The organism is Mesoflavibacter sp. CH_XMU1422-2 (assembly GCF_037029245.1).
In the GTDB taxonomy this organism is placed as follows: domain Bacteria; phylum Bacteroidota; class Bacteroidia; order Flavobacteriales; family Flavobacteriaceae; genus Mesoflavibacter; species Mesoflavibacter zeaxanthinifaciens.
Map to the genome: position 1 here is coordinate 13907 of NZ_JAYMEE010000070.1, position 25994 is coordinate 39900.

The window sequence follows — 25994 nt, forward strand, 5'->3', positions numbered from 1 at the left end:
CGATAAAAATGATATAAATCATATAATAGAAACCAAAAAACACATATTTAAATTACATTTGCGACAAACCTTATTAAGATGAAATTAGTCTTTGCTACCAACAATCTAAACAAGCTAAAAGAAGTACAAAGTTTAATACCAAAACATATTACTTTATTAAGTTTAAAAGACATACAGTGTTTTGAAGATATCCCAGAAACCCAAGACACTATTGAAGGTAATGCCATTCAAAAAGCAGAATACATCAAAAATAATTATGGATACGATTGTTTTGCTGACGATACCGGACTAGAAGTTGAAGCCTTAAATAACGAACCTGGAGTGTTTAGCGCACGTTACGCAGGACCACAACGTGATGCAAATGACAATATGGATTTGTTACTTACCAATCTAAAAGATAAACAAAACAGAAATGCGCAGTTTAAAACAGTTATTGCACTACATTTAAACAATAACCTACAAACGTTTACAAGTGTTTGTAAAGGTGAAATTACAACTGAAAGACATGGAGAAAAAGGTTTTGGCTACGATCCTATTTTTAAACCAAAAGGTTATCAAGACACTTTTGCTGAAATGGATTTAGATTTAAAAAACAAAATTGGGCATCGTGGTAAGGCTGTAAAATTGTTAGTTGATTCTTTAAATAAAATTTAGGATATATTAAAGCTTTACTAAATATTTTACCAAAACATTTAAATCTCAAATAAAAGACTATCTTTGCACGCTGAAACTCAAATCATTTTGAGACAAAAATTCCTCAGAGAGAGGATGTGTTACTAGAAGTTTTAGGTTTAAGTTTGTTCAATTCGCTTCTATATGTAACACCAACATAATGCAATTGAATACTTATATTTTAGAATGAGCACATTCCAACAACTTGGTCTTGACGCTAATTTGCTTCAAGCCATTACTGACTTAGGTTTTGAAACACCTAGTGAAGTCCAACAAAAAGCAATCCCAACACTTTTAGAAAGCGAACGCGATCTTGTAGCACTTGCACAAACAGGTACTGGTAAAACAGCAGCTTTTGGTTTCCCTATGTTACAAAAAATTGACGTTAACAGTCGTACAACACAAGGGTTAATACTATCTCCAACACGCGAGCTTTGTTTACAAATCACCAACGAAATGAAACTTTACGGTAAGTACCTTAATGGTCTTAACGTCACTGCAATATACGGTGGATCTAGTATTACAGAACAAGCAAGACAAGTTAAACGTGGCGCACAAATTATTGTAGCTACACCTGGTCGTATGAAAGATATGATTAGCCGTAACTTGGTCGACATCACTAAAATTCAATATGCTGTTTTAGATGAAGCTGATGAAATGCTAAACATGGGATTTTATGATGACATTAATGACATCTTAAAAGATACACCAGTAGACAAAAGCACATGGCTATTTAGCGCAACAATGCCTAAAGAAGTAGCAAGAATTGCTAAAGACTTTATGAGTAATCCTTTAGAGGTTACTGTTGGTAATAAAAATGAAAGTACATCTAACGTATCACACGAGTATTATTTAGTTAACTCTCGTGACCGTTATTTAGCTTTAAAACGATTAGCAGATGCTAATCCAGATATATTTTCTGTAATATTTTGTCGTACTAAAAGAGACACACAAAAAGTTGCAGAAAAACTTATTGAAGATGGTTACAATGCTGGTGCTTTACACGGCGATTTAAGTCAAAATCAACGTGATTTGGTTATGAAAGCATTTAGAAACAATCAAATACAAATGCTTGTAGCTACAGATGTTGCAGCACGTGGTATTGATGTAGATGATGTAACACACGTAATCAATTACCAATTACCTGACGAAATTGAAACCTATACACACCGTTCTGGTCGTACTGGACGTGCTGGTAAAACTGGTGTTTCTATGGTCATAGTTTCTAAAAGTGAGGTAAGAAAAATTAAGAGCATTGAACGTATTATAAAACGCGAATTTGATAAAAAAGAATTACCTGATGGTATGGAAATTTGCGAAGTACAATTAATGTCTTTAGCAAATAAGGTTCATAACACAGAAATGAATCACGAAATTGATGCTTACTTACCAAGCATTAACGAAATTTTTGAAGATACATCTAAAGAAGAATTAATTAAAAAATTCTTTTCTGTAGAGTTTTCGCGTTTCTTCAATTATTATAAAAACTCTAAAAACTTAAATGTAGAAGCTTCTTCTCAAGACAGTGGTAGATCTTCTAGCGGAGATAGCACAAGATTCTTCATAAACGTTGGTAGAAAAGACGGTTATGATTGGATGAAACTTAAAGACTATTTAAGAGACACTTTACAACTTGGTCGCGATGATGTTTTTAAAGTAGATGTAAAAGACAGTTTCTCTTTCTTTAACACAGAAAAAGAACACCAAGAAAAAGTATTAGCTTTCTTTACAGATTTTAAAGAAAACGGACGTTTTATAAACGTAGAAATCACAGAAGATCGTGGTGGACGTGATAGAAAACGTGGAGGAGGAAGACGTCGTGATGGCGGAAACGACCGTAGACGAAGAAGCGACAAACCAAAAGGAGAAAGACGTAGCAGAAGAAGTGAAGACTCTAACAGCTCTAACAAAAAAAGTAAACGTAGCAACAGAGATAAATCTGAATTTAAATCTACACACGGTAGACCAAGACGCTCTAGACGTTAAACCTTTTTGTTAATATTTAGTCAAATATATAAGAAGACGCTATCAATTAGCGTTTTCTTTATTATTTTTAGAGCATTAAATAATTACATGAAGTCATTTTTTACCCTTTTAATTTTAGTATTTAGCATTCAGATTGGTCTTGCTCAAGACAACAAACAAAAAGATAATAAAAATACTACCCAAACAAGAACAGTAGATTCTACTCAAATAAAAAAAGATTCTACCGTTAAAGGGATAATTATTGATGCTACTACAAAAAAACCATTAGAAAACGTAAACATCGTTAACCTCAATCAAGTTATTGGTACAGCAACTAATAATAAAGGAGAATTTGAATTACGCGCAGTAGCTAACGATACACTACACTTATCTTACCTTGGTTTTAAATCTGTAAAAGTAAAAGTAACTAACGACTGGGTTAATAAAATTGAAAAATCTACCATTACATTAACCGAGCTGGCGTTAGCTTTAGAAGAAGTTGTTGTAAGCGAACTTAAATTAACAGGTTATTTAGAAGTAGATATCAAACAAGTAAATGTAAACAACAACTACAGATATAGTATTAGTGGGTTAAGTACAGGTTACGAAGCAGGAAAAAAACAGCCTAATGCCATAAACAAAGTATTAGGATCTATTTTTAATCCTCTTGACTTTTTATATAATACCTTTAGTAAAAAAGGAAGAGAGTTACATAAGCTTAAAAAGATGAAAGAGGACGATAACATCCGTAATACTTTAGTTAAGCGATTTGACCGTGATATGCTTACAGCTTTACTTGGCGTTACAAAAGTAGATTTAGATGAAATTGTAAGTCAATGTAACTATTCTGCAGAGTTTATTAACACCGCAAACGACCTTCAAATATTGGATGCTATTAGCGAATGTTACGAAGAATACAAAGTATTAAGTAGAACACGAAAAAAGCGTCTTTAGTTTTTGGTGCTATAAAATCGTTCTACAATTTCGTCATAACTTTTAATTGTCTTTTTACACCAGTCTAAACGCTTTTCTAACTTCTCTGTTTCAGTTAATTGCCAATTTATATCTGTTTTTTTCAGTTTACTAGTGACGTGCTGTAAGATTATTGCTGCACTTACAGATATATTTAAACTTTCTGTAAAGCCAACCATTGGTATTTTTAAATAAGCATCTGCTTGTTGTAACACCTCATCAGACAATCCTTCGGTTTCTCTTCCAAAGAAAAAACACGACTTTTTTGTCACATCAAAATCTGATAAATCACAATCGTTAGTGTGTGGCGTTGTTGCTACAATTTGATATCCTTTAGCTTTTAAATCTTTAATACTGTCTTTTACTGTATGATAGCGGTTTAAATCAACCCATTTTTGTGCGCCCATTGCAATTTCTCTATCTATACGCTTTGTATTTTGCTCTTCTACAATATTTACTTCTTGTATACCAAAAACATCACAACTACGTATTACTGCACTAGTATTATGTAATTGATACACATCTTCTGTTGCTACAGTAAAATGCTTTGTACGTTGGTCTAGTACTTTATGAAAACGCTCTAAACGATTTAAGGTTAAATAACCTTCTAAATGTTCTAAAAGTTTAATATCTATCATGGGTTAAAAATAAAAAAACCTGACAGTTATTTGCTATCAGGTTTGCTTTAATATTTAAATTTTAAGCCTAATTAGATCCTATATTTCCTTGTGCTAAATGATAGTTAGTTGCTGTTTCACTTAAAACAATATCTACATAGGCGTCAATAGTTAGTAAATCTTGATAAAGTAATGGGTTTCCGTTTTCATCTTCTGCTATATTAGAAAAGCTTTTTCCTGTTGTCCCATCTACATTATTAAAAGTATAAATAAGATTACCTGGTGCATTTGATAAATCTCCAGAATAAATGAAAGCAGGATGAGATCCTCCAAATGGCAAATTAGAAAGGTTAAAAACAGCTAATGCTTCACCATTAATACGCTCTGTAAAAGTTATGTTTCCTGATACGCCATCTAAATCTACATCGTGCAATGTATAACTTGTAGTATTTTGGGTTAACTCATTTTGACCTATGTCTACATATGCAACTATTTGAGAGTTATTACTATCTACACGAACAGTCAAATAACCATCCATATTTAGCAATTGTTGATATGAAATTTGCGTGCCGTCATCATTAGTATTAAAAGTTGTAAAGCTTTCTCCTGATGCGCCGCTAGCAGGAACTAAACTAATGCTAATAGGACCTGTTTCAGCAGCTGTATTAGAGTGGATATACGCTGGTAACATTGCGTTAGATGGTGTTCCTGTTAGATTTAATTCTACACTTATAGTTCCGTTAGAGTTATTTATAAAACGTGCAGTCCCAGAAACACTATAACCATTTGCAGATTGTAATTGATATGTTTTTGAAGCTATTTCTACATTCTCTTCAACATCATCTTTTGTACAACTTGAGAAAACAATAAAAATTGAAAAAAGTATTGAATTTTTTTTTTAAGATTTCCATGGATTGAAATTATTGATTAGTTTTAATTAATTGTTTAAGATTTTAAGCGACATTATCTTAAACTGCATTTACTTGGCTAAAATAACACAAAAAAATGAAACACCTTGTAGTTTTAACTGGCGCTGGCATGAGTGCAGAAAGCGGACTAAAAACATTTAGAGACGAAAATGGTTTGTGGGAAGGACATGATGTAATGAAAGTAACTTCTCCACAAGGCTTTGCTAATAATCCTAATTTAGTTTTAGAGTTTTACAACCAACGTAGAAGACAATTAAAAACTGTACAACCAAATGCCGCACACAAGACTTTAGCCGAACTTGAAAACAACTTTAAAGTATCTATAATTACTCAAAACGTAGACGATTTGCATGAACGTGCTGGCAGTAGTAATGTAACTCACTTACATGGTGAACTATTTAAAGCAAGAAATATTGCTGATGAAACTTCTGTTGTGCATTGGGAAGATGATATTGTTTTAGGTACAACAGATAAAAACGGGATACAATTAAGACCACACATTGTTTGGTTTGGAGAAGATGTTCCGTTGTTTGAAAAAGCTATTAGCATCTGTCAAACTGCCGATATTTTATTAATTATTGGTACCTCTTTACAAGTTTATCCTGCTGCTAGTTTGATGCATTACACTGCGCAGAATACTCCTAAGTTTTATATAGATCCAAAACCTTCAATAGCATCAAAAGAGAATTTAACCGTAATAGGTAAAACTGCTACAGAAGGTATTAAAGATTTTATAAATGAAATAAGTTAATTTGATTGATTACCGACCGTCGTAGAAATATAAAATTTTACTACTAAAATTCTAATTCTCGATATAAATTTTTCTTTTTTAATCGAAAAATTCACTCGAACTGACGAATTTTATCAGAAAAACAAATGATGAACTTAGTGATTATTTATTAAGATTAATATCTGCTATTCGCTCTATACGATTACGCTCTAAGAACGCATCTATAGTTTCAAAATGTTCTATAACGCGTTGATCTTTAAATTCGAATACTTTTTGAGATAACCCTTGCAAAAAGTCACGATCATGAGACACCAAAATTAATGTACCATCAAACTCTAAAAGTGCTTCTTTTAAAACGTCTTTAGATTTTAAATCTAGATGGTTTGTAGGCTCATCTAAAATCAACAAGTTAACTGGTTCTAAAAGCAATTTAACCATTGCTAATCTGGTTTTTTCTCCTCCAGACAATACACCAACTTTTTTATCAATATCATCACCAGCAAACATAAAACGACCTAAAATATTTTTTATTTGTGTTCTAATATCGCCTTGTGCAACTTCATCTACAGTTTGAAAAATAGTTAATTCTTCATCTAATAAAGAAGCTTGGTTTTGAGCAAAATAACCAACTTTAACATTGTGTCCTAATTGGCAAGTACCTTCAACTTCTATTTCGTTTAAAATGGCTTTTATCATTGTAGATTTTCCTTCACCATTTCTTCCAACAAAACAGACTTTTTCGCCTCTTGCTATAGACATATTTGCATCTTTAAAAACGACTTTATTATCGTATGCTTTTGATACGTCTTTAACCGTAACTGGATAATCTCCAGATCTTGGTGCCGGAGGAAAACGTAATTTTAATGAAGAATTATCTATTTCGTCAATTTCAATAATGTCCAACTTTTCAAGCATACGCTCACGTGAGGCAACTTGATTAGTTTTAGAGTATGTGCCTTTAAAACGTTCTATAAACGCCATATTATCGGCTATAAATTTTTGTTGCTCTTGATAAGCTTTTAATTGATGGCTACGTCTATCTGCGCGTAATTGTAAATAATGACTGTAATTGGCTTTATAGTCGTAAATACGTCCCATAGTTACTTCTATAGTACGATTGGTTATATTATCAATAAATGCTCTATCGTGAGAGATTACCATAACCGCATTGGCTTTGTTAACTAAAAAGTCTTCTAACCAAATTACAGACTCTATATCTATATGGTTTGTAGGCTCATCTAACAGGATTAAATCTGGTTTTTGTAATAATATTTTTGCTAACTCGATTCGCATACGCCAACCACCAGAAAATTCATTAGTCTGACGGTTAAAATCTTCTTGTTTAAAACCTAAACCCTTAAGTGCTTTTTCTACTTCAGCATCATAATTAACATCTTCTAATGCATAATATTTTTCACCTAAATCGGACACTTTTTCTATGATAGACATATACTCGTCACTTTCGTAATCTGTACGTGTTTCTAATGCTTTGTTAAGCTTGTCCATTTCATCACGCATTTCAAAAACATGTTTAAATGCTTTTGCAGCTTCTTCAAAAACAGTACAATTATCTTCTGTCAATAAATGCTGTGGTAAGTAGGCGATTACAGCATCTTTTGGTGTACGCACGTGTCCTCTAGTTGCATTTTGTACACCTGCAACAATCTTCATCATTGTAGATTTTCCTGCACCGTTTTTTCCCATAAGGGCAATTTTATCGGTTGGGTTTATAACAAAAGAAACGTCTTTAAATAGCGTTGTTCCGCTAAATTCTACAGCTAAATTATCTACTGAAATCATAAAAATAATCCTATAAGTTTAGGGTTGCGAAAGTAATAAAAAAGAGTAATGTAATGTCGTATTTTATTTATTCTTCTCTTCTATCCACTTACTCATATACTTATTACTTTGTAGTGTATGATGTTGCAGTATTTGTCCTATGAAGTTTTTTTGACGACGAAGCGGTAATTCGGCTTCAATATGCTTTATAGTTTCAATAGTGTCTTTTAAGTAGATATTTTTGTCAAAAAATGTATTAAGTATTCTAAACCCATTTTTTTGTTTACCACGCCAATAAATTTTGTTGGTATAAAGTTCTACTGCTTGTTTAGCAAAATTTTTGGCATCATCTTCTATAAAAGCATTAGTGTCTTTTAATGTGCCATACATACCTTCTGCTCCAATAGTTGTTGTTACACAAGGTGTACCTGTTTTCATGGCATCAATAATTTTTCCTTTTAAACCAGCACCAAAACGTAATGGCGCTAAAAGTACTTTGGCTTGTTTTACAACTTCAGAAACATCTTCGGCAAATCCTTTAATTAAAAATCCATTTTTAGGATCATTTAATTGCAAATGTTTTTGTGATGCATATGCGCCATATACATGCATTTCGGCTTTTGGCAATTCTTTTCTTATTAATGGCCAAATATCGGTTTTAAGGTAATTTACCGCATCTTCGTTAGGCTGATGTAAAAAATTACCAATGGTTACAAAGTGTTGACGTTGCTTAAAGTTAGGAACTTGTTTTTGATCCTCAATAGACACTGGATCCAACATAAAAGGTAAATAATACAGTAAGTTTGGGCTTATATTAAACTGTGTTATTAAGATGTCTTGTTCTACTTGAGAGATGATCAAACTTAAATCTGATCTTAAAATGCTTGCAATTTCGCGTTTTGCAAAATCATTTTGTAAATAAGAAATATTAAAAAGTGCTTGATCTTTTAAAGCTTGTTGTCTTCCTTTTCTTAAAAAATGTAAATCTTCTGTATCTAAAATCCTTAAAGCATCAGGACATTGTTCTGCAACACGCCAACCAAATTGTTCTTCGGTCATAAAACGATCAAAAAGGACAATATTAGGGTTTAGTTTTTTTATAAAAATATCAAAACTAGAGTCGTTCAACTTAATGCTTTCAACTTTTATATTAATAGATTCAAGATCATAAGCGTTATCTGTTTTACTACAAGTTGTAGCAAAAGTAATATTGTAATCAGCTTGCTGAAACATTTCTATAAGCTGTAACATCCTACTTCCTGCAGCCGAACTTTTAGGTTCTGGCCAAACAAACCCTATGATTAATACCTTTTTACTCATTAATTATTTTTGAGGAATAGATTGCAATGCATAACCCATGCGTACTTTTTTTGCCCAAGCAACAACAGCTTCAATTTGTTCTGGACTTAAATCTGCTTCTGTATGGGACCAAGTATAGCTAGGTAAAGGCATTTCTTTTTCTTCAACTTCTTCTATTAATTCTTCAAATTTATGATCTTTTCTTTTTACAGAATATTCTGACCATTTAGAAAAGTTTAGGTGTTTTTTTCCGTCTTCTACGTGTTCTGCCATCCAATAATTTACTGGTGTAATTTTACTATACCATGGGTAAACTGTATTACTACTATGACAATCAAAACAAGTATTTTTTAAAATAGCTTTAACCTCTTCATTTGGCTTTGTCTCTTCTAAAAAAGCAGTAAGATCTTTAGTGTCTCCTGTATTTTTATCTGGTGAAAAAAATTGAGCAATAACTAAAACCAGAAGCAATGCTATTAGAATTTTCTTTACTATTTTCATTTTAATTAAATTTAAACGCTAAAAATAGTAAATCTTGACTACAGAAACGCTTTATAAAGAATTAAATTACGTTAACCATTCTAGAGAAAAAAGAATGTATTATGCACAAATGGTTATTAACAACAGTAGTTTAATACCAAAACTTATTGAGATTTTAATGCAAGTTGATGATAAAGTTTCTCCAAGAGCAGCATGGGTTTTAGAGTTTGTATGCAAGGATAATTTAAATGTTATCATTCCTTATTTAGATCTATTCACCACAAACATGCATCGAGTTAAAAAAGAACAAGCTGTTAGACCTGTTGCTAAAATTTGCGAATACTTAGCTAATGCCTACTTTTCTAAAACAGAAAATAAAATAAAAGACGCTTTAACACAAACGCATAAAGAACGTATTATTGAAGTCGCTTTTGAATATATGATTGGAGATTATAAAGTAGCCCCAAAAGCGTATTCTATGACTACTTTATACCTTTTTGGAAAAGAATTTGATTGGATTCATCCAGAATTAGCAATTATTTTAGAACGCGATTTTTATAACGAAAGTGCTGCTTTTAAAGCTCGAGCAAGACATATTTTAAAAAAAATCAAAGCTTAACTTTTTTGAAAAAATTATAGACTGATTAATTTTTGTCTTCCTCTTAAAAAACTATCTTTATGCCTTTCAAAAAAACAAGCAAAATATGTCTTTAAGCCAATTAAATGCCATCTCTCCTATTGATGGTAGATACAGAAATAAAGTAGAAAAGTTACAAGATTTTTTCTCTGAAGAAGCATTAATCAAATATCGTGTTTTAGTTGAAATTGAATATTTTATTGCGCTTTGTGAAGTGCCATTACCTCAGCTAAAAGATGTTAATACATCTGTATTTGAAGACCTTAGAAAAATTTACAAAGAATTTTCTTCTGAAGACGCGCAAGCCATCAAAGACATAGAAAAAGTAACCAACCACGATGTAAAAGCAGTTGAATACTTTATTAAAGAAAAGTTTGATGCACTTGGACTAAGTGATCATAAAGAATTTATTCACTTTGGTTTAACCTCTCAAGATATTAATAATACAGCAATACCATTAAGTATTAAGGATGCAATGAATGATGCTTACGTACCAGAGTACCTTAATGTTTTAAAAGAATTAAAACGTCTTGCTGAAGAGTGGAAAGATGTACCAATGCTTGCTAGAACACACGGTCAACCAGCATCTCCTACTCGATTAGGAAAAGAGATTATGGTTTTTGTTGTGAGACTTGAAGAGCAATTTAACTTACTTAACGATATACCAAGCGCTGCAAAATTTGGTGGTGCAACAGGTAATTACAACGCACACAAAGTTGCATATCCAAATATAGATTGGAAAGCTTTTGGGACTAGTTTTGTTCAAGAAAAATTAGGCTTACAGCATTCTTTCCCAACAACACAAATAGAGCATTATGACCACATGGCTGCTTTATTTGACTGCTTAAAACGTATCAACACCATTATAATTGACCTTGACAGAGATATTTGGACGTATGTGTCTATGGACTATTTTAAGCAAAAAATTAAAAAAGGAGAAGTTGGTAGTAGCGCTATGCCACATAAAGTAAACCCAATAGATTTTGAAAACTCTGAAGGAAACTTAGGTATTGCAAATGCTATTTTCGAGCATCTTTCTGCAAAATTACCGATATCTAGATTACAACGAGACCTTACAGATAGTACTGTTTTACGTAATGTTGGTGTACCATTTGGACATACTTTAATTGGCTTTGCTTCAACTTTAAAAGGTTTAGGTAAATTACTTTTAAACGAAGTAAAGTTTGCTGATGACTTAGAAAACAATTGGGCTGTAGTTGCAGAAGCCATTCAAACCATTTTAAGACGCGAAGGTTATCCTAACCCTTACGAAGCTTTAAAAGGTTTAACAAGAACTAATGAAACTATAAACCAAAATTCTATTTCAAATTTTATTGATACATTAGACGTAAATGATTCGATAAAAAATGAATTAAAAGCTATAACTCCTAGTAATTATACAGGAATTTAAAATGTTTAAAGACAAGACTTCTATATTGTTTGCAACCATAACCCTTCTAATATTTTTTTTAGGAGGTTTATTAGATGTGCTATATAATCCTATTGTTATTGGTGCTTTACTTATTTCTTTTTGTCTTGTTATTGTTAATTTAATTTTAATTAAAAAAGAACCTGACGAAGACGTTTGATAAAGAATTATAAATAAAAAAAGGCTTATCTGTTTAGATAAGCCTTTTTAATTAACATTTAAACCTTAATTATTTAAAATAATTAAATAATTGATTTAGTTGGTTATTATCAACATCTGCGTGTTGAAGTTCGGTAATTAATTTTACTAATTGTTCTGGTTTCATCTCATCACCTATTACTCTGACAAATGTAAAACCCATTTCTTTTGAGTTTGCAAGTACTAAAAACTCGTCTACTGTGTTTTCATTACCAATCGTACTTATTTTAAAACTTATACCATTATCTTTAAACTCCATCAACTCCTCATACTTTTCATTTTTGAAGACTTTTTTTGCTTTTTGAAGTTCTTGCTCATAAGCTACAACATCTCCATCATTAACACGATAAGCTAATACATCTAATTTTTCAATTGAATTATAGGCTTCTTGTTGCTCTACTGTTAAATCTGCTTTAGATAAATCTAACATTTTTGCAGACAAGTCTAATGATAAAAACTCTGGTTGTTCTCTATGATCTACAAAGTAAGTTTGTATTGAATTTTCGTCTTTACAGCTTACAAAAAGCAGTGCTATTGTAAGTACTGTAATTATTGATTTTAGCTGGTTTTTCATGGGTTTTTATTTTTTATTTTTTTTCTCTAACTCATCGCCACCAGGTAAATTCATTTTGTTAGCAAGTTTAGATATTTGATTTAAATCTATATCTCCTGTTATGCTAATTACTACGGTTTCTATACTTCGCTTTTTCCCGTTAATTTCAATATTACTGTTTTTTGTAACAGCTTCTAAACCATTAACAAACATTAATAATTCGCTTACATGATCTTCATCTTTACCTTCTTTGATATAAAACGTCATATTTACACCATCGTCTTTAATCATCATAAGTTCTTCTAAAGATGCGCTTCTTGATTTTACCCATTTTACGATATCTGAAGAAATATCTTTATCGTCTGTTGCCATAGTTTTAAAACTGGTAATACTATTTACCATATTAATGTATTCTTGCGCTTCTGGATCGTCTGTATTTATATCCATTTTTGCTAACATTTGAAACATTTTTGGCTTTATTGAAACATAAGTTACGTTTTCGTTATCACTATATTTTTCAAAAACATTTTGAGCCATTCCTGATAATGGAAGCATTAATAATGCTATTACTGCTATTAATATTGATTTTTTCATTGTATTTGTTTTAGTTGTTTTCATCTTGTTTTTATTTGTAAATTCTTTCTATTGGGTTGTTCATTTCTTTTAAATAGTTAACCTGTTTACCTGCTTGGTTTATTGCGGTTAAATACTCTACTTGTTTAGTCCCTTTATTAAGGGTTTGAGATACTAACTGTAAATATGATTTTGCTTTTTCATAATCTTGTTTGTCTTGTTCTGTAATAGTTTCATTTTGATTAAAATAAAACCCAACCATCAACGCAATTACTGCTGCAACACTTAACCACTTATAATTAAATTTCGTTTTAGTTTTTAATGGAAGTTGTTTAGTAAAGGTTTCTTGCTGGTTAAAAGAAAAGTAATTAAACAAGGCTTTGTAATGCTGTAAATGAGGCGCTACAGTTTCTTGCGAAAAATAGTCTTTTAACTGTGCTTCTTCTTTAAGCGTTGTTTCTCCGTTTTCGTACTTTTCAATTAATTTTTCTATCTTATTTAACACCATAATTATGTGTTTTTGTTAGTTGTTCTCTTATTGTTTTTCTTGCTCTAGATAAGGCTACTCGTATTGCTGTAGGTTTCATATCTAGCATTTTTGCTATTTCGTCAAAGTCATATTGCTCAATATCTCTAAGTTGTATGACCATTTTTTGTTGCTCTGGTAAATCTTCAATTATTTTTGCTATCCAACTCATACTGTCGTTAAGCTCTACTTGCTTTTGCAAGGCTACTTTATGATCTTGATAGTTACTATGAACAATCTTTAAATTTTGTGCTTGTTTAGATTTTAATTTATCCAAGCAAAAGTTTTTTGTCATGGTCATAGAAAACGCTTCTACGTTTTTATAATCGCTTATTTTACCTTTGTTTCTCCATAACTTTAATAACACTTCTTGAGTTGCATCTTCTGCTTCTTCTTTAGATACAAGTAATCGCTTTGCTAAACGAAATACTTTATCCTTAAAAGGCATTACTGTATTTAAAAACTCAGTCTGTGTCATTTTGGTTTTGGTGGTTTCTATTACGACGAGTAACTATTAATTTTGTTACAAAGTTTTTTTATTTGATTGTAAATTAAGTACTTTTAAGTAGAAAAATTGAAAAGAAAACTATGAAATTGAATTACAAATTTTCCGTTATCGGGCTACTTTTTCTTGCCCTAACAAGTTGTTTTAGTGATATAGACGACGATCCTATTAGTGATACCGAGATTAAAGATTTTGTATGGAAAGGTCTTAATCTATGGTACTTTTGGCAAGGTACCGATAGCGCTCCAGATTTGGCTGACAACAGATTTTCTAACGATACAGACTACATTAATTTTTTAAATAGCTTTGATTCGCCTAACCAATTATTTTATTCACTTTTAAGTAATGAAGATCGTTTTAGCTGGATTGTTGATGATTATTTTGCTTTAAGTGGCTCTTTAAGTGGCGTATCTAAAAATAACGGTATGGCTTTTGGATTAGGATTAATAGATAATGGTCCAAATGTTTTTGGTTATGTACAATACGTTTTACCAAACTCTAGTGCTTCTGAAAATAACGTTATACGTGGCGATATTTTTTTAACCGTAAACGGAACACAATTAACTGAAGACAATTACTTAAATCTTCTATCTAACGATGTTTATACTATTGGTTTGGCAGAGCTAGATAATAATGACAACTTGATTTTGACAGGTGAAGAAATTACGCTTACAAAACAAATCTATCAAGAAAATCCAATTTATATTTCTAACACTTTTGAAGTAAACGGTATAAAAGTAGGATACTTAATGTACAATCGCTTTTTAAGTGACTACGACCAACAACTTAACCAAGTCTTTGCAAATTTTGTTGCTGAAGGTGTTGAACAGTTAGTTCTTGACTTAAGGTATAATCCTGGTGGTAGTGTAAATAGTGCTGTGCTGTTATCTAGTTTGATTGCCGGAAAACCTTCTACTAGTTTGTTTTCAAACCCGATTACTAATACAAAAGTTAGTGAAAACCCAGAGCTTAACTTTTTATTTCCTTCTAAAAATTTTGTAGAAACCATTAATGGTAACACCATAAATACTTTAAATTTAAGTAAAGTTTATGTTTTAGCTCAATATAGCTCTGCTTCTGCCAGTGAATTAGTTATTAACGGACTTTCTCCGTATATAGACGTTGTACACATTGGTGATTATACCCGAGGAAAAAATGAATTTTCAATAACACTTTACGACAATCCTGATTGTGCTTTTTTACCACCAAACTCTAATTGTGACGGTAATATAAATCCCAATCACACATGGGCAATGCAACCTTTAGTTGGAAGAAATGAAAATGCAGATGGCTTTTTTGATTATACAAGCGGTTTAGAACCAGATATTTCTTTTGGAGAAAGCCTGTCTAATTTAGGCGTTTTAGGACAACAAGACGAACCGCTTTTAGCTAGAGCCATACAACACCTAACAGGTAACGGAAGAACAGGAGAAACCTTTACTGAACACAAAATTAAAATATTTGATTACTCAAATAAACACACGCCAACTGGTACAAATATGTATTTAGAACCGGAAGATGTACCAATGCTATAAACAAAAAGAGCCTCAAAATAGATTATTTTGAGGCTTTTTTATTATAATTTAAACTTATCTTTTAGTTAAAGTATATTTTAGAAGCTCCAACACCAACGCTAAAGCTTTCAGATAAAGTTCCGCTAGAAATATCATAGACTTTTAATGTGCTCTGTGCAGAAAAACTTGCATCTGTTAAAAACAAATTACCATCTTTTACAAACATACCATAAGCATATCCTGCTTCCACACTAAATAAAGAAGAACTTGGTAAATTTGTAGCCGCATCTGCTAATCCATAAACTTCGTTGTTTAATATATAATAAGCCATTCCGTTAGAATACGACATTAAACTTGGGTGATTACCTGTAGCAAATTCGATTGAAGAAATTACTGAATTATCATTAGTATTTATTCTTGTAATTGATGCTAAAGTTTCTCCAGTAGCTTGCCAAGACTGTCCGCCTTCACTTAAAACTAATAAGTTTCCTTGAGAGTCTAAAACCATTTCGTCTGGAACATCATTTACAGAAATAGTTGCTACTGTTGAGTTTGATGTTGTTATTACAGAAACCTCATTATTTGCACCATATCCACCTTTATGAGACACAAATACTTTATCATTATTAGCCAATACTTGTTCTGGTCCTTCACTTACTGGTATAGTAGATGTTACTGTATAAGAGTTTAAATCTACCACAGCAATATAATCGTCTGTAGTAGTAAATGGATCTGCCCAATCTGATACGTAAGCATTAGAGCCATTAAATCCTATATATCTTGGTGTTGTTAATCCTGTTGTTATTGTTGTAATTAACTCAAAAGTATAACGGTTTACTACTGTAATTGTACCAGAATCTTGGATGATATAAGCTTTATCACCATTAAAACCAATAGACTGTAAATATACGGCTAGTGTTTCTCCATTTACGTTAAAATAAATGTCATTTTCTGAAGTAGAAAAATCGTTAGAGATATAAGACACAGAAGATGGTCCTCCTTCTGCACTAATAATAAATCCGTTTTCGTAATCGCCTAATGGTTCTTGAGGTATTGTTCCATCATCATCGTTAGAACAAGAAAATAAAAGGGATAATCCTAATACTGAATACAATAGTTTTTTCATGAGTTGTTATTAAAATTTATAGTGTAATTGAATGTTATAATTTCGATTAGGCATAGGTCTAAAAATTACATTTTGATATGGTGTATCGTATAAATTATTAATGTCTAAACCTAATCTAAGATTATGATTTTTGTTTTGAATTAATTGATAAGAAATGCCGATATTTCCTAAATCATATTTAGGTAAGCTGTAAAGTGGACTTATAATATTATCTTCGGTAGTAAAAACCATATCATTAAACATATGCTGATAGTAAAAAGACAATCTTTTAACATTGTAACCTATACTAACATTAGCTTTGTGTTTAGGCACATAAATTAACTGTTTATTAGTCTCTAAATCTTCCGAAATAGTATAAGAATAGTTTCCGTTTAAAGTAATAGTATGACTTCCAAATGTTTTATTCAATTCTAAACCTACTTCTGCACCATAACTTTGTGTTTTATCAATATTGATAGGCGACCAAATCCCCGAAACGTTTGGTCTCCATTGTATCAGGCTTTCGTTTTTAATATAATAAGTATTAATATTTAATGAAGCCCATTTATAGGTGAATTGATGTCCTAAATCTACTTGATATGACGTCTCTGGTTTTACATCTAAATTTCCTCCAGGTTGCCAAAACAAGTCATTAAACGTTGGTACTCTAAAGTTTTTTGAAGCGTTTAATAATATTTTGTAAAGTTTACTAAACTGATAACTTCCGTCTAAAGAAAATAACAATGGACTTTCAAAATCTGAAGTAACATCTTGTCTAATATTAAAAGCTATAGTAGATTTTGTATCAGGCTTATAAGTAGCTATTGCTGTTGCAGAAAATGCATTTCGGGTTGGATTACCAAAACTACTACCATCTGCTTCAAAATAATTAAAATCTAAAATACTTTTTAATGATATTTTTTTAGTCAAAGCATAATCAAAAACATGCTTAATTAAATAAGTATTTACTTTTCCATAACTATAACCGTTTAAGTCTTTATTCTGGTAAAACTTAAACAACTCCTGTAAGTGAGCTACTTTTACTTTTGAGGTGTAATGATTACCAATATTTGCCCATTCTAATAATGTTCTAAAGTTTTCATCTAAATATTTATTTCTAGAAATTGTATTTAAGGTACCAGACAGCTCTCGTTCACCTAAAAAAGATTGATGATACAATTTTAAAATGTTGTTATCTGATATAAAATATCCTAAATTGACATTAAAATTTAAATTATTAAAAGCTCCGTTTTCATTAACTTCATTTGTACCTAAATACTTGTAATCATTATCTGAAGTCACATATTGAAACCCAAAATTTGCTGCAAATTTAGAGCTACCATAATTAGTATTAAAACTTGCTTTTTGCGTGTTAAAACTTCCATAGTTTAACCTTAGTTGATTGTCAAAATGCGAACTAAAATTCAACTTATTATTTAAATGTATACTACCTCCTATTGCACCACTTCCATACTGTACGCTTCCGCCTCCATTTTTGATAACGACGTTATCAAAATTATTAACGTTAATTAAATTAAAATCTGTTTGACCATTAAGTTGAGAGTTTATAGAAATTCCGTTCCAGATTACAGCGGTTTGAGATGCATTTGTACCTCTAAATGATGGGGAAGACACCATACCATAACCATTTTCTTTAAAGTAAATATTACTATTAAAACGTAAAATATCTGTAAAAGATTTAGAGTCGTTTTGTAACACAGAATCTTTTAATGTTGTTGTTTTAAACCCATAATTATTCTGCTGTAACTTAACATCGCTTAAAACAACAGTTTCTAACGTTTGTACAGAATCTACTTTGGTTTGCCCTTTTAAACCAATTGTGCTAAAGCACAAAAAAACAAGACTATAAAATAATTTCATAAACCTTAAAACCTTTTTCCCGAAGGTTATTAATTATAATTATAGAATTTGGCAGGTCTCCTGACTTGCGTCTTGTTATTGGTCTTCCCATCTAATAAAGACAGTGACATGAAGTATAATAACAAGCTTTATAGCTTACAGTTGCGGGAACAGTTCTGGATTTTAACCAGATTCCCTTTTAATTTGATACAAATAATATTATATCAAAACCAAAATCTGCTGCAAATGTAACAGATAAAATAAATAAAGACTATTTTTTCTTATTCATTTTATAAATTAAATACACAAAGCCTAATAAAAAATGAAGAATAATAACACCTGCTACTATATATATTGTTAAATTTGAACCGTCTCGCATGCTAAATATTTTTGATAAATTTACATGCTTTTTTAGTCAATACCAGTTACAAATGTTACAGAAACACTTACTAATTTACATTTCTATTTTTGTATTGCTTTTTACAAATTGTAAAGAGGATGGAGCCAAAGCAAAACCTTTACCAAACGTTATTGAAACTAATTTAAACTTAAATTACGCAAAAGGTTTTAGTATAAAAGATAATGGGAATTTTAAAGTATTAACTATTACAAACCCTTGGCCAAAAGCAGATAAAAATTACCGTTACGCTTTAATTACTAAAGAAAATGCTGCAAAAACAACGTTAAATAAAGATGAATTTAATGGCATTATTACCATTCCTATTCAGAACATTGTAGTAACATCTACAACTCATATTCCTGCTTTAGAATTGTTAAATGAAGTTGAAACCTTAGTAGGTTTTCCTGGTACAGATTATGTATCTTCAATTAAAACAAGACAACGTATTGACGATGGTTTAGTAAGAGAACTTGGTAAAAACGAAGGTCTAAATACCGAAGTCCTTTTAAGCATAAATCCTGATGTTGTTGTTGGTTTTGGTGTAGACGGAAAAAGTAAGTCTTTAAACACCATAAAAAAAGCAAACATACCTGTAATTTATAACGGAGATTGGGTAGAAAAATCGCCACTTGCCAAAGCAGAATGGATTAAGTTTTTTGGAGCATTGTATGATAAAGAGCAACAAGCAGATTCTATTTTTAAATCTATTGAAACAAGTTATAAAGACGCAAAACAATTAGCAAAAACAGTTACCAATCAACCAACTGTAATTAGTGGCGCATTACACAAAGATGTATGGTATTTACCAAGCGGAACTAGTACCGAAGCACAGCTTTTAAAAGATGCTAACCTTAATTATTTATATGCAGACACTGAAGCTGCTGGTAGTTTAGCTTTAAATTTTGAAAGTGTTTTCGCAAAAGCAAAACAAGCCAATTTGTGGTTAAGTCCGTCTTATTATTCTTCTATGGATGCCTTAAAAGAAGCTAATCCGCATTACACACAATTTGATGCTTTTAAAAATAATCAAGTATACTCTTTTACAAATGCAACTGGTGCAACTGGTGGCGTTTTGTATTACGAAACAGGTTTTGCGAGACCTGATTTAGTTTTAAAAGACATAATTAAAATTGGACATCCAGAACTTTTAAAAGATTACAAACCTTATTTTTTTAAAGTTTTAAAGTGAATCAAAACCAGTCATATAAATGGACGTTTTTAGCACTTAGTTTAGGGCTTATTGCTTTGTTTATTTTAAACATTAGTTTAGGATCTGTACAGATTTCATTTTCTACAATTATTGATAGTTTTTTAGTTAAATCATCAGATTTTTCTAACCAAGAATACATCATTCAAAATTACCGTTTACCTAAGGCGATTACAGCCATTTTAGTAGGTTCTGGTTTAGGTATTTCTGGTTTGTTAATGCAAACCTTATTTAAAAATCCTTTAGCTGGTCCATTTGTTTTAGGGATTACTTCTGGTGCAAGTCTTGGCGTTGCTTTAGTTATTTTAGGCAGCTCGGTCTTTGGTGGATTTTTAGCTACGTTTTTAATTAGCAAATGGAGTTTAGTAATCGCTGCAAGCTTAGGTAGTTTTTTAGTATTATTACTTGTTCTTATCGTTTCAAGTAAAGTTAGAGATACGATGGCAATTTTAATTATAGGGTTAATGTTTGGTAGCATTACTGCTGCAATAGTTAGCGTGTTATCTTATTTTAGTTCTGCAGAGCAATTACAACAATACATTTTTTGGGGATTTGGTAGTTTAGGCGATTTAGACTGGCAGGAGTTAATCATATTTATTATTATTTACAGCTTTGGACTGTTCTTTAGTATACTTTCTATTAAAGGATTAAACTCTTTATTATTAGGTGATAATTATGCAAAAAGTTTAGGTTTAGATTTAAAGAAAAGCAGATTTATCATCATCATTGCAACTAGTTTATTAGCAGGAACAATTACCGCTTTTGCTGGACCAATTGCTTTTATTGGTTTAGCAATTCCGCATTTAACACGACAATTATTTAAGACTTCAAACCATAAAATATTATTACCAGCTGTATTTTTAATTGGAGCCATTATTATGCTTATTTGCGATAGTATTGCGCAGTTACCAAACAGCGATTATTCGTTACCAATTAATGCTATAACCTCGTTAATTGGTGCTCCGGTAGTGATTTGGTTATTAGTTCGACAACGTAAAATGATATTTTAAAATGAATGAAAAAACCCAAAATATCATCCTAAAAACCAAAAATTTAGATATAGGTTATATTTCTAAAAAGAAAGAAACACCTATTGCTAAAAACATAAATATTAGTCTAAATAAAGGTGAATTAATAGCGCTTGTCGGCGGAAATGGTATAGGAAAATCTACATTATTAAGAACACTAACCAAAGTACAACCTGCTTTAAATGGAGATATTTTTATTAAAGAAAAACAGCTAAATCTTTACAATAATTTAGAATTAGCAAAAGAGATGAGTTTGGTTTTGACAGAGCCTATTTCATCTAAAAACCTAAGCGTTTTTGAGCTTGTCGCTCTGGGAAGACAACCTTATACAAACTGGATAGGCAACTTAACAACAACAGATTTAGAGGCTATAAAAAAAGCCATTCAACTTACAAATATTGAAGATTTACAGCACAAAAAATGTTTTGAACTAAGCGATGGACAACTTCAAAAAGTAATGATTACACGTGCTTTAGCCCAAGACACACCAATTATTATTTTAGACGAGCCTACAACGCATTTAGATATGTATCATAAAGCATATCTTTTAAAACTGCTAAAGCAATTAACGATAGATACTGGCAAAACCATATTGTTTTCTTCACATGAAATTGATTTAGCCATTCAACTTTGTGACAGTATGGTTGTAATGACAAAAGACCAAGTGGTTTCTAATCAACCATGTAACCTTATTTCAAAAGGTGTTTTTGAAAGTCTTTTCCCTAAAGATTTGATTGTTTTTGATGAAAAAACAGGAAGTTTTAGAGTGAAGAAATAGTTGAGAAAACTTTTTAACTTGTAGATTTCAACTTATAACTTTATTTTATCTTTGAAAAAATCAAAATTTTAAATGAGCGATAACATCATTCTTATTATAGCTATACTAATTTCGGCTGCAATTGGCGGTTATTTGGGTATGCTTTTTACCAAACTAAAAAGTAAAAGTGAAAAAAGTACTTTAGAGGAAAGAAATGCCAATATTCAGCAACAATTTAACGACTTTAAAGCCTTTCACGACAGTGAAAACCAAAAACAAAACGAGGCTTTTAATCTTCAATTAAATGAATTACGTCAACAAATTACAAAAACCGAAAACGAGCGTGAAGACATTAGGCGCGAAAAAGAATTTTTAAACGCAGAACTAACCAGACGTAATACAGAATATGACAATCTTCAACAACAAAATTTAAAACGAGATGAAGAATTAGCCCAACAACAAGAGCAATTACGTAAAGATTTTGAGTTATTGGCTAACAAAATTCTTGAAGAAAAGTCAAATAAATTCACCGAGCAGAATAAAGAAAATATCAAGAATATTTTAAATCCATTACAGGAAAAAATTCTAACCTTCGAGAAAAAAGTAGAAGACACACAAAAGGAAAGCATAAGCATGCATAGTGCTTTAAAAGAACAATTATTGGGCTTAAAAGACCTAAATCAACAAATGACTAAAGAAGCCACAAATCTTACTAGAGCATTAAAAGGCGATAGTAAAATGCAAGGAAATTGGGGCGAATTAGTATTAGAACGTGTTCTTGAAAAATCTGGTTTAGAAAAAGACCGCGAGTATTTTGTGCAGCAAAGTTTTACTCGCGAAGATGGTACACGAGTCTTACCCGATGTGGTTTTACACTTACCGGATAACAAAAAAATGATTATTGACAGTAAAGTGTCTTTAACCGATTACGAACGTTACGTTAATGCAGATGAAGACGAACGTGCAATATTTTTAAAAGCGCATTTAAACTCGATAAAAAAACATATCGAGCAACTATCTGAAAAAAATTATCAAGATTTATACGATATAGAATCGCCAGATTTTGTGCTTCTATTTATCCCAATAGAACCAGCATTTGCAATAGCAATAAACGAAGATAACACGCTTTACAACAAAGCTTTTGAGAAAAATATTGTAATTGTAACACCTTCTACCCTACTTGCTACTTTAAGAACAGTAGACAGTATGTGGAACAACGAAAAACAACAACAAAATGCAATTGAAATTGCACGTCAAGCTGGTGCATTATATGACAAATTTGAAGGTTTAGTTAAAGATTTAACTGGTGTTGGTAAAAAAATTGACGATGCAAAAAAAGACTACTCTTCTGCTATGAATAAATTAGTTGAAGGACGAGGAAACCTAGTTATAAGTGTAGAAAAACTAAAAAAACTAGGTGCAAAAGCTAAAAAATCTCTACCAGAAAAAATTGTAAAACGAGCTAATAGCGACGATTAAATATTACAATGAATTATATCAATTCAAAAATCAAACCTAAAAACTGTAAGAGATACTATACTTCAGTTAAAATTACTGATAAAGAAACTGAATTGATTAATTTAGGGATTCAACCCAAAGAAATGGATGGAGGAAAATGGCGAATTATTAAATCGAAATCACATTACATACTAAAAAGATCTTGGTCTAATGTTGAAATTTTTAAATTTAAGATTAAAAATCAATTGATTAGTGAAATTATAATAAATACAACTTATGTTTCATCTGAAAAATTTAATCCATTAAAATTCAAAATTCTACTATTTGATATCATTTTTAATTACAATTTTCAAAATGGATAATAAAACTTTAGATGAGGTAAAAGAATCTGTAAAAACAGAATATAAAAACAAAATTGAACTTACAGATAAAGTCTCAAATGTTGATTGTATAAAATTCAATATGAGTCAAATTGATAAAAATAAAAATTTAAACAAGATTTTAATTAATAAGATTTCTAATTTAGACAACAGTAAACCTTATGTCTATATTTTTGAATTTTTAAATTTAAGCGACAGTTCAATCTCAATCAGAGATAATTTTATTAAGACAAAAAAATTAAACAAATACAATAGAAATTTTACACAGGTAAATTCAAAAGCTGATGTAAAGTCTAAAATTCTTTACATTGGTAGTGTTAAAAATAAAATTTCAACAAGATTCAAACAACACTTAGGCGTTTTAGCTGGAACAACTGGAGCATTACATCTAAGTTATTGGATGGATAAAAATTTAGATCTTAAATTTACTTATATTGAAATACCAAACATAACAATGACGAACGATTTTGAAGCTGCTCTAAGAAAACAATTAACACCTCTATTAGGACAAAAATAAAGTTAGACAAATATGAGATTCTTAATCAAATCCATTATAGTAATCCTTTTAATAGTTATAGGCTACTTTGCCTTTATCTACTTTGTACCTTACAGCGAAGGTGTAAGAGCTGGAGAACTTGTAAAGTTTAGTAAAAAAGGTGTGCTATTTAAAACTTGGGAAGGCGAAATAAGTCAAGGTGTTAGCGAAGCACAAATATTTCAGTTTTCTGTAGAAAAAGGAAAATCTCAAGTTATTGAAGATTTAAATAAATATCAAGGTCAGTTTGTAAAACTCTCTTATATAGAGCGTTATCAAAGTTTTTTCTGGCTTGGTGACACCAAATATTTTATAACTAAAGTTGAAGAAAAAGAGCGTAACTAAATTTGAAAGAGCATAACCAAAATATAATTTACAAATGGACTTTAAGAGCTAAATATATCTTTGTATTTGCAGCTGGAGCTGGTTTATTATCTTTCGGTTTACAGACTTTTTTTCAACCTAATTTAATATCTAAAAACCCAGATTTAGAATCGATTTTGATGGTTGGTTCCTTATTATTTGGTTTAATTTTTATTGTATTTGGTTTTTACTACAAAAAAGACATTGAAATTTATATTAGACAACAACAAGTATGAGCAATAAATCCTATAAAAAAGTAGATGCATCTCGTGTAAGTATTTCACAATTAATGCAACCTTCACACTCTAATTTTGGAGGAAAAATTCATGGTGGTTACATTTTAAATTTAATGGATCAAATTGCGTTTGCTTGTGCCTCAAAACACTCAGAAACTTACTGCGTAACAGCAAGTGTAGATACTGTAGATTTTTTAAATCCAATAGAAATTGGCGAGCTTGTTACCATGAAAGCTTCTGTAAATTTTGTTGGCAATACATCTATGGTAGTTGGTATTAGAGTAGAATCTGAAAACATACAAACTGGCGCTGTAAAACATTGTAACTCGTCTTATTTTACCATGGTTGCAAAAGATGAAAATGGTGACTCTAAAAAAGTACCAGGTTTAATTTTAAACGACATGAATGAAGTTAAACGTTTTTTAAAAGCCATCAAACGTATGGAAACTAAAAAACAACGTCAAAGCGAGTTTGATAGCGAAGATTTTTCTCATATTGATTACTTACCCTTATTAGAAAAATACAAAGTTAAAATTGAATTACCAGAACAGTTTAATTAAAAAAAGCCTCAATAAATGAGGCTTTTTTTTTAAATCTTTACAAACTTTTTTGTAATTGATTGCTTTTCATTTTTAAAGCTTATTTTAATCAAGTACACTCCGTTATTCCAATCTGAAACAGATATTTTGTTTTTCTGTGTTAAAACAGTATTGCTGTAGATTTTTTTTCCTAAAACATTATAGATTTCAATATAATATTCATCATCAAAAGCAGGAAAATTAATATTTAACTGCGTTGAAACTGGATTTGGATAGACATCTATTCTTTTAGAAGCTTCTTCAAAGGTAGGAACACTTAAAGTACCTTCTGGTACTACAGTAATTACGCCATACATGTTACCACTATGCGGTGTGCATACGTAAGGATTTGTTCCAACAGATGTAAATGTTCTTTGAAAGGTCACTCCTGCTCCAGAAGATATAAAACCACTATCCCAAGTCTCAGTACTTCCTGCGCTGCTTGTTACAGTATGTGTTCCTGTTGCGTAATAATTCCAAATTACTGTATCTCCTACTTCTATAGTTCTATCTGCGTTTGTAGGATCTGTAGTTGGTGTAACATCAGAGTTTGATCCAAAAGACCAATCTATAGTTACTGTTTGTGTTTGTGCAACTATATTAAAAGTTGCTAAACAAGTTAAAATTAAGAGTAGTTTTTTCATCATAGTTTGTTTTTTTGTTATTAAATACACAAAAAACAAACCAAAACATACTGACTATCAATTAA

29 protein-coding genes and 1 riboswitch are annotated in these 25994 nt (G+C 30.8%); of the genes, 17 read left to right on the forward strand and 12 right to left on the reverse strand.

Translation table 11 applies throughout. The annotated features are described in order from the left end of the window. The first annotated feature begins 78 nt into the window (after window positions 1–78). The 3 genes from WA340_RS12045 (at window position 79) to WA340_RS12055 (ending at window position 3591) form a co-directional block, all read left to right on the forward strand. On the forward strand, window positions 79–654 hold the full coding sequence (locus WA340_RS12045; RefSeq protein WP_336129253.1) for a non-canonical purine NTP diphosphatase: 576 nt from the start codon (window positions 79–81) through the stop codon (window positions 652–654). Window positions 655–858: 204 nt separating this feature from the next. Continuing rightward, window positions 859–2658 (forward strand): DEAD/DEAH box helicase, encoded by a 1800-nt coding sequence (locus WA340_RS12050; RefSeq protein WP_336129254.1) that lies wholly within the window; start codon window positions 859–861, stop codon window positions 2656–2658. Window positions 2659–2745: 87 nt separating this feature from the next. Then, window positions 2746–3591 (forward strand): carboxypeptidase-like regulatory domain-containing protein, encoded by an 846-nt coding sequence (locus WA340_RS12055; protein WP_027878675.1) that lies wholly within the window; start codon window positions 2746–2748, stop codon window positions 3589–3591. Here WA340_RS12055 and WA340_RS12060 read toward each other — a convergent pair. Both WA340_RS12060 and WA340_RS12065 read right to left on the reverse strand, forming a co-directional pair. Next, a complete protein-coding gene (locus tag WA340_RS12060) occupies window positions 3588–4247 on the reverse strand; it encodes a TrmH family RNA methyltransferase (RefSeq protein WP_336129255.1) in 660 nt (219 codons plus the stop codon). The two genes, WA340_RS12055 and WA340_RS12060, sit on opposite strands and share 4 nt — an antisense overlap. 67 nt (window positions 4248–4314) lie before the next feature. Further along, on the reverse strand, window positions 4315–4917 hold the full coding sequence (locus WA340_RS12065; RefSeq protein ID WP_336129256.1) for a hypothetical protein: 603 nt from the start codon (window positions 4915–4917) through the stop codon (window positions 4315–4317). Between the two features lie 314 nt (window positions 4918–5231). On the opposite strand from WA340_RS12065, the gene WA340_RS12070 reads away from it, so the two are divergent. Then, window positions 5232–5906, forward strand: a complete 675-nt coding sequence (locus tag WA340_RS12070; protein ID WP_336129257.1) for an SIR2 family NAD-dependent protein deacylase — start codon at window positions 5232–5234, stop codon at window positions 5904–5906. A 141-nt stretch (window positions 5907–6047) separates the two neighbouring features. Here the strand turns inward: WA340_RS12070 and WA340_RS12075 are convergent, their stop codons facing one another. From WA340_RS12075 to WA340_RS12085, 3 genes are all read right to left on the reverse strand, one after another. After that, window positions 6048–7685, reverse strand: a complete 1638-nt coding sequence (locus tag WA340_RS12075; RefSeq protein ID WP_336129258.1) for an ABC-F family ATP-binding cassette domain-containing protein — start codon at window positions 7683–7685, stop codon at window positions 6048–6050. A gap of 63 nt (window positions 7686–7748) precedes the next feature. Further along, complete coding sequence (locus tag WA340_RS12080) at window positions 7749–8984, reverse strand: glycosyltransferase (protein ID WP_336129259.1); 1236 nt, start codon at window positions 8982–8984, stop codon at window positions 7749–7751. Between the two features lie 3 nt (window positions 8985–8987). Continuing rightward, window positions 8988–9464: a heme-binding domain-containing protein gene (locus WA340_RS12085; RefSeq protein WP_336129260.1), complete on the reverse strand. Its 477-nt coding sequence runs from the start codon at window positions 9462–9464 to the stop codon at window positions 8988–8990. Window positions 9465–9498: 34 nt separating this feature from the next. On the opposite strand from WA340_RS12085, the gene WA340_RS12090 reads away from it, so the two are divergent. The 3 genes from WA340_RS12090 to WA340_RS12100 all read left to right on the forward strand — a co-directional run bounded on the left by WA340_RS12090 (window position 9499) and on the right by WA340_RS12100 (window position 11669). Continuing rightward, complete coding sequence (locus WA340_RS12090; RefSeq protein WP_336129261.1) at window positions 9499–10062, forward strand: adenylosuccinate lyase; 564 nt, start codon at window positions 9499–9501, stop codon at window positions 10060–10062. Window positions 10063–10147: 85 nt separating this feature from the next. Then, complete coding sequence (purB, locus tag WA340_RS12095) at window positions 10148–11491, forward strand: adenylosuccinate lyase (RefSeq protein ID WP_336129262.1); 1344 nt, start codon at window positions 10148–10150, stop codon at window positions 11489–11491. Window position 11492: 1 nt separating this feature from the next. Further along, window positions 11493–11669: a hypothetical protein gene (locus WA340_RS12100; RefSeq protein WP_336129263.1), complete on the forward strand. Its 177-nt coding sequence runs from the start codon at window positions 11493–11495 to the stop codon at window positions 11667–11669. Window positions 11670–11738: 69 nt separating this feature from the next. Here WA340_RS12100 and WA340_RS12105 read toward each other — a convergent pair whose 3' ends face one another. From WA340_RS12105 to WA340_RS12120, 4 genes are read right to left on the reverse strand one after another with little or no spacing between them, the layout of a single operon-like run. Further along, window positions 11739–12281 (reverse strand): DUF4252 domain-containing protein, encoded by a 543-nt coding sequence (locus tag WA340_RS12105; protein WP_336129264.1) that lies wholly within the window; start codon window positions 12279–12281, stop codon window positions 11739–11741. Window positions 12282–12287: 6 nt separating this feature from the next. After that, window positions 12288–12854: a DUF4252 domain-containing protein gene (locus WA340_RS12110; protein WP_027878664.1), complete on the reverse strand. Its 567-nt coding sequence runs from the start codon at window positions 12852–12854 to the stop codon at window positions 12288–12290. Between the two features lie 31 nt (window positions 12855–12885). Further along, entirely contained in the window at window positions 12886–13341 is a 456-nt protein-coding gene (locus tag WA340_RS12115) for a hypothetical protein (protein ID WP_336129265.1), read from the reverse strand. Next, window positions 13328–13837, reverse strand: coding sequence for an RNA polymerase sigma factor (locus WA340_RS12120; RefSeq protein ID WP_336129266.1), 510 nt, complete (start codon window positions 13835–13837; stop codon window positions 13328–13330). Before WA340_RS12120 ends, WA340_RS12115 begins: the two co-directional genes overlap by 14 nt. A gap of 110 nt (window positions 13838–13947) precedes the next feature. Between WA340_RS12120 and WA340_RS12125 the strand changes: the two genes are divergently transcribed. Then, window positions 13948–15399 (forward strand): S41 family peptidase, encoded by a 1452-nt coding sequence (locus tag WA340_RS12125; RefSeq protein ID WP_336129267.1) that lies wholly within the window; start codon window positions 13948–13950, stop codon window positions 15397–15399. A gap of 61 nt (window positions 15400–15460) precedes the next feature. On the opposite strand, the gene WA340_RS12130 is transcribed toward WA340_RS12125, so the two are convergent. Further along, window positions 15461–16504, reverse strand: a complete 1044-nt coding sequence (locus WA340_RS12130) for a YncE family protein (RefSeq protein ID WP_336129268.1) — start codon at window positions 16502–16504, stop codon at window positions 15461–15463. A 9-nt stretch (window positions 16505–16513) separates the two neighbouring features. Further along, complete coding sequence (locus WA340_RS12135) at window positions 16514–18364, reverse strand: TonB-dependent receptor plug domain-containing protein (protein WP_336129269.1); 1851 nt, start codon at window positions 18362–18364, stop codon at window positions 16514–16516. A 33-nt stretch (window positions 18365–18397) separates the two neighbouring features. Continuing rightward, window positions 18398–18593: riboswitch (cobalamin riboswitch) on the reverse strand. Between the two features lie 181 nt (window positions 18594–18774). On the opposite strand from WA340_RS12135, the gene WA340_RS12140 reads away from it, so the two are divergent. The 9 genes from WA340_RS12140 (at window position 18775) to WA340_RS12180 (ending at window position 25267) form a co-directional block, all read left to right on the forward strand. Next, the gene (locus WA340_RS12140) at window positions 18775–19932 is read left to right on the forward strand and encodes an ABC transporter substrate-binding protein (RefSeq protein WP_304143559.1); all 1158 of its coding nucleotides are present in this window, start codon (window positions 18775–18777) and stop codon (window positions 19930–19932) included. Beyond that, window positions 19929–20960 carry a FecCD family ABC transporter permease gene (locus WA340_RS12145; protein ID WP_304143561.1) on the forward strand — a complete coding sequence of 344 codons (1032 nt, stop codon included), beginning with the start codon at window positions 19929–19931 and terminating at the stop codon, window positions 20958–20960. Before WA340_RS12140 ends, WA340_RS12145 begins: the two co-directional genes overlap by 4 nt. A gap of 1 nt (window position 20961) precedes the next feature. Beyond that, a complete protein-coding gene (locus WA340_RS12150; protein ID WP_336129270.1) occupies window positions 20962–21756 on the forward strand; it encodes an ABC transporter ATP-binding protein in 795 nt (264 codons plus the stop codon). Between the two features lie 72 nt (window positions 21757–21828). Next, the gene (rmuC, locus tag WA340_RS12155; RefSeq protein ID WP_336129271.1) at window positions 21829–23214 is read left to right on the forward strand and encodes a DNA recombination protein RmuC; all 1386 of its coding nucleotides are present in this window, start codon (window positions 21829–21831) and stop codon (window positions 23212–23214) included. Between the two features lie 8 nt (window positions 23215–23222). Continuing rightward, entirely contained in the window at window positions 23223–23555 is a 333-nt protein-coding gene (locus tag WA340_RS12160) for a hypothetical protein (protein ID WP_336129272.1), read from the forward strand. After that, on the forward strand, window positions 23548–24090 hold the full coding sequence (locus tag WA340_RS12165) for a hypothetical protein (RefSeq protein WP_336129273.1): 543 nt from the start codon (window positions 23548–23550) through the stop codon (window positions 24088–24090). Before WA340_RS12160 ends, WA340_RS12165 begins: the two co-directional genes overlap by 8 nt. A gap of 12 nt (window positions 24091–24102) precedes the next feature. Next, complete coding sequence (locus WA340_RS12170) at window positions 24103–24453, forward strand: 6-phosphogluconate dehydrogenase (RefSeq protein WP_336129274.1); 351 nt, start codon at window positions 24103–24105, stop codon at window positions 24451–24453. Between the two features lie 2 nt (window positions 24454–24455). Then, window positions 24456–24707 carry a hypothetical protein gene (locus WA340_RS12175; RefSeq protein ID WP_336129275.1) on the forward strand — a complete coding sequence of 84 codons (252 nt, stop codon included), beginning with the start codon at window positions 24456–24458 and terminating at the stop codon, window positions 24705–24707. Next, the gene (locus WA340_RS12180; protein ID WP_106676892.1) at window positions 24704–25267 is read left to right on the forward strand and encodes an acyl-CoA thioesterase; all 564 of its coding nucleotides are present in this window, start codon (window positions 24704–24706) and stop codon (window positions 25265–25267) included. Before WA340_RS12175 ends, WA340_RS12180 begins: the two co-directional genes overlap by 4 nt. Window positions 25268–25296: 29 nt before the next feature. On the opposite strand, the gene WA340_RS12185 is transcribed toward WA340_RS12180, so the two are convergent. Next, window positions 25297–25929 carry a T9SS type A sorting domain-containing protein gene (locus tag WA340_RS12185; RefSeq protein WP_336129276.1) on the reverse strand — a complete coding sequence of 211 codons (633 nt, stop codon included), beginning with the start codon at window positions 25927–25929 and terminating at the stop codon, window positions 25297–25299. Between the last annotated feature and the right edge of the window lie 65 nt (window positions 25930–25994).

What these genes read in the sequence shown, in the direction of transcription:
- WA340_RS12045 (WP_336129253.1), top strand. Translation starts at nt 79, where the DNA reads ATGAAATTAGTCTTTGCTACCAACAATCTAAACAAGCTAAAAGAAGTA.
- WA340_RS12050 (WP_336129254.1), top strand. Translation starts at nt 859, where the DNA reads ATGAGCACATTCCAACAACTTGGTCTTGACGCTAATTTGCTTCAAGCC.
- WA340_RS12055 (WP_027878675.1), top strand. Translation starts at nt 2,746, where the DNA reads ATGAAGTCATTTTTTACCCTTTTAATTTTAGTATTTAGCATTCAGATT.
- WA340_RS12060 (WP_336129255.1), bottom strand. Translation starts at nt 4,247, where the DNA reads ATGATAGATATTAAACTTTTAGAACATTTAGAAGGTTATTTAACCTTA.
- WA340_RS12065 (WP_336129256.1), bottom strand. Translation starts at nt 4,917, where the DNA reads ATGTTACCAGCGTATATCCACTCTAATACAGCTGCTGAAACAGGTCCT.
- WA340_RS12070 (WP_336129257.1), top strand. Translation starts at nt 5,232, where the DNA reads ATGAAACACCTTGTAGTTTTAACTGGCGCTGGCATGAGTGCAGAAAGC.
- WA340_RS12075 (WP_336129258.1), bottom strand. Translation starts at nt 7,685, where the DNA reads ATGATTTCAGTAGATAATTTAGCTGTAGAATTTAGCGGAACAACGCTA.
- WA340_RS12080 (WP_336129259.1), bottom strand. Translation starts at nt 8,984, where the DNA reads ATGAGTAAAAAGGTATTAATCATAGGGTTTGTTTGGCCAGAACCTAAA.
- WA340_RS12085 (WP_336129260.1), bottom strand. Translation starts at nt 9,464, where the DNA reads ATGAAAATAGTAAAGAAAATTCTAATAGCATTGCTTCTGGTTTTAGTT.
- purB (WP_336129262.1), top strand. Translation starts at nt 10,148, where the DNA reads ATGTCTTTAAGCCAATTAAATGCCATCTCTCCTATTGATGGTAGATAC.
- WA340_RS12100 (WP_336129263.1), top strand. Translation starts at nt 11,493, where the DNA reads ATGTTTAAAGACAAGACTTCTATATTGTTTGCAACCATAACCCTTCTA.
- WA340_RS12105 (WP_336129264.1), bottom strand. Translation starts at nt 12,281, where the DNA reads ATGAAAAACCAGCTAAAATCAATAATTACAGTACTTACAATAGCACTG.
- WA340_RS12110 (WP_027878664.1), bottom strand. Translation starts at nt 12,854, where the DNA reads ATGAAAAAATCAATATTAATAGCAGTAATAGCATTATTAATGCTTCCA.
- WA340_RS12115 (WP_336129265.1), bottom strand. Translation starts at nt 13,341, where the DNA reads ATGGTGTTAAATAAGATAGAAAAATTAATTGAAAAGTACGAAAACGGA.
- WA340_RS12120 (WP_336129266.1), bottom strand. Translation starts at nt 13,837, where the DNA reads ATGACACAGACTGAGTTTTTAAATACAGTAATGCCTTTTAAGGATAAA.
- WA340_RS12125 (WP_336129267.1), top strand. Translation starts at nt 13,948, where the DNA reads ATGAAATTGAATTACAAATTTTCCGTTATCGGGCTACTTTTTCTTGCC.
- WA340_RS12130 (WP_336129268.1), bottom strand. Translation starts at nt 16,504, where the DNA reads ATGAAAAAACTATTGTATTCAGTATTAGGATTATCCCTTTTATTTTCT.
- WA340_RS12135 (WP_336129269.1), bottom strand. Translation starts at nt 18,364, where the DNA reads ATGAAATTATTTTATAGTCTTGTTTTTTTGTGCTTTAGCACAATTGGT.
- WA340_RS12140 (WP_304143559.1), top strand. Translation starts at nt 18,775, where the DNA reads ATGTTACAGAAACACTTACTAATTTACATTTCTATTTTTGTATTGCTT.
- WA340_RS12150 (WP_336129270.1), top strand. Translation starts at nt 20,962, where the DNA reads ATGAATGAAAAAACCCAAAATATCATCCTAAAAACCAAAAATTTAGAT.
- rmuC (WP_336129271.1), top strand. Translation starts at nt 21,829, where the DNA reads ATGAGCGATAACATCATTCTTATTATAGCTATACTAATTTCGGCTGCA.
- WA340_RS12160 (WP_336129272.1), top strand. Translation starts at nt 23,223, where the DNA reads ATGAATTATATCAATTCAAAAATCAAACCTAAAAACTGTAAGAGATAC.
- WA340_RS12165 (WP_336129273.1), top strand. Translation starts at nt 23,548, where the DNA reads ATGGATAATAAAACTTTAGATGAGGTAAAAGAATCTGTAAAAACAGAA.
- WA340_RS12170 (WP_336129274.1), top strand. Translation starts at nt 24,103, where the DNA reads ATGAGATTCTTAATCAAATCCATTATAGTAATCCTTTTAATAGTTATA.
- WA340_RS12180 (WP_106676892.1), top strand. Translation starts at nt 24,704, where the DNA reads ATGAGCAATAAATCCTATAAAAAAGTAGATGCATCTCGTGTAAGTATT.
- WA340_RS12185 (WP_336129276.1), bottom strand. Translation starts at nt 25,929, where the DNA reads ATGAAAAAACTACTCTTAATTTTAACTTGTTTAGCAACTTTTAATATA.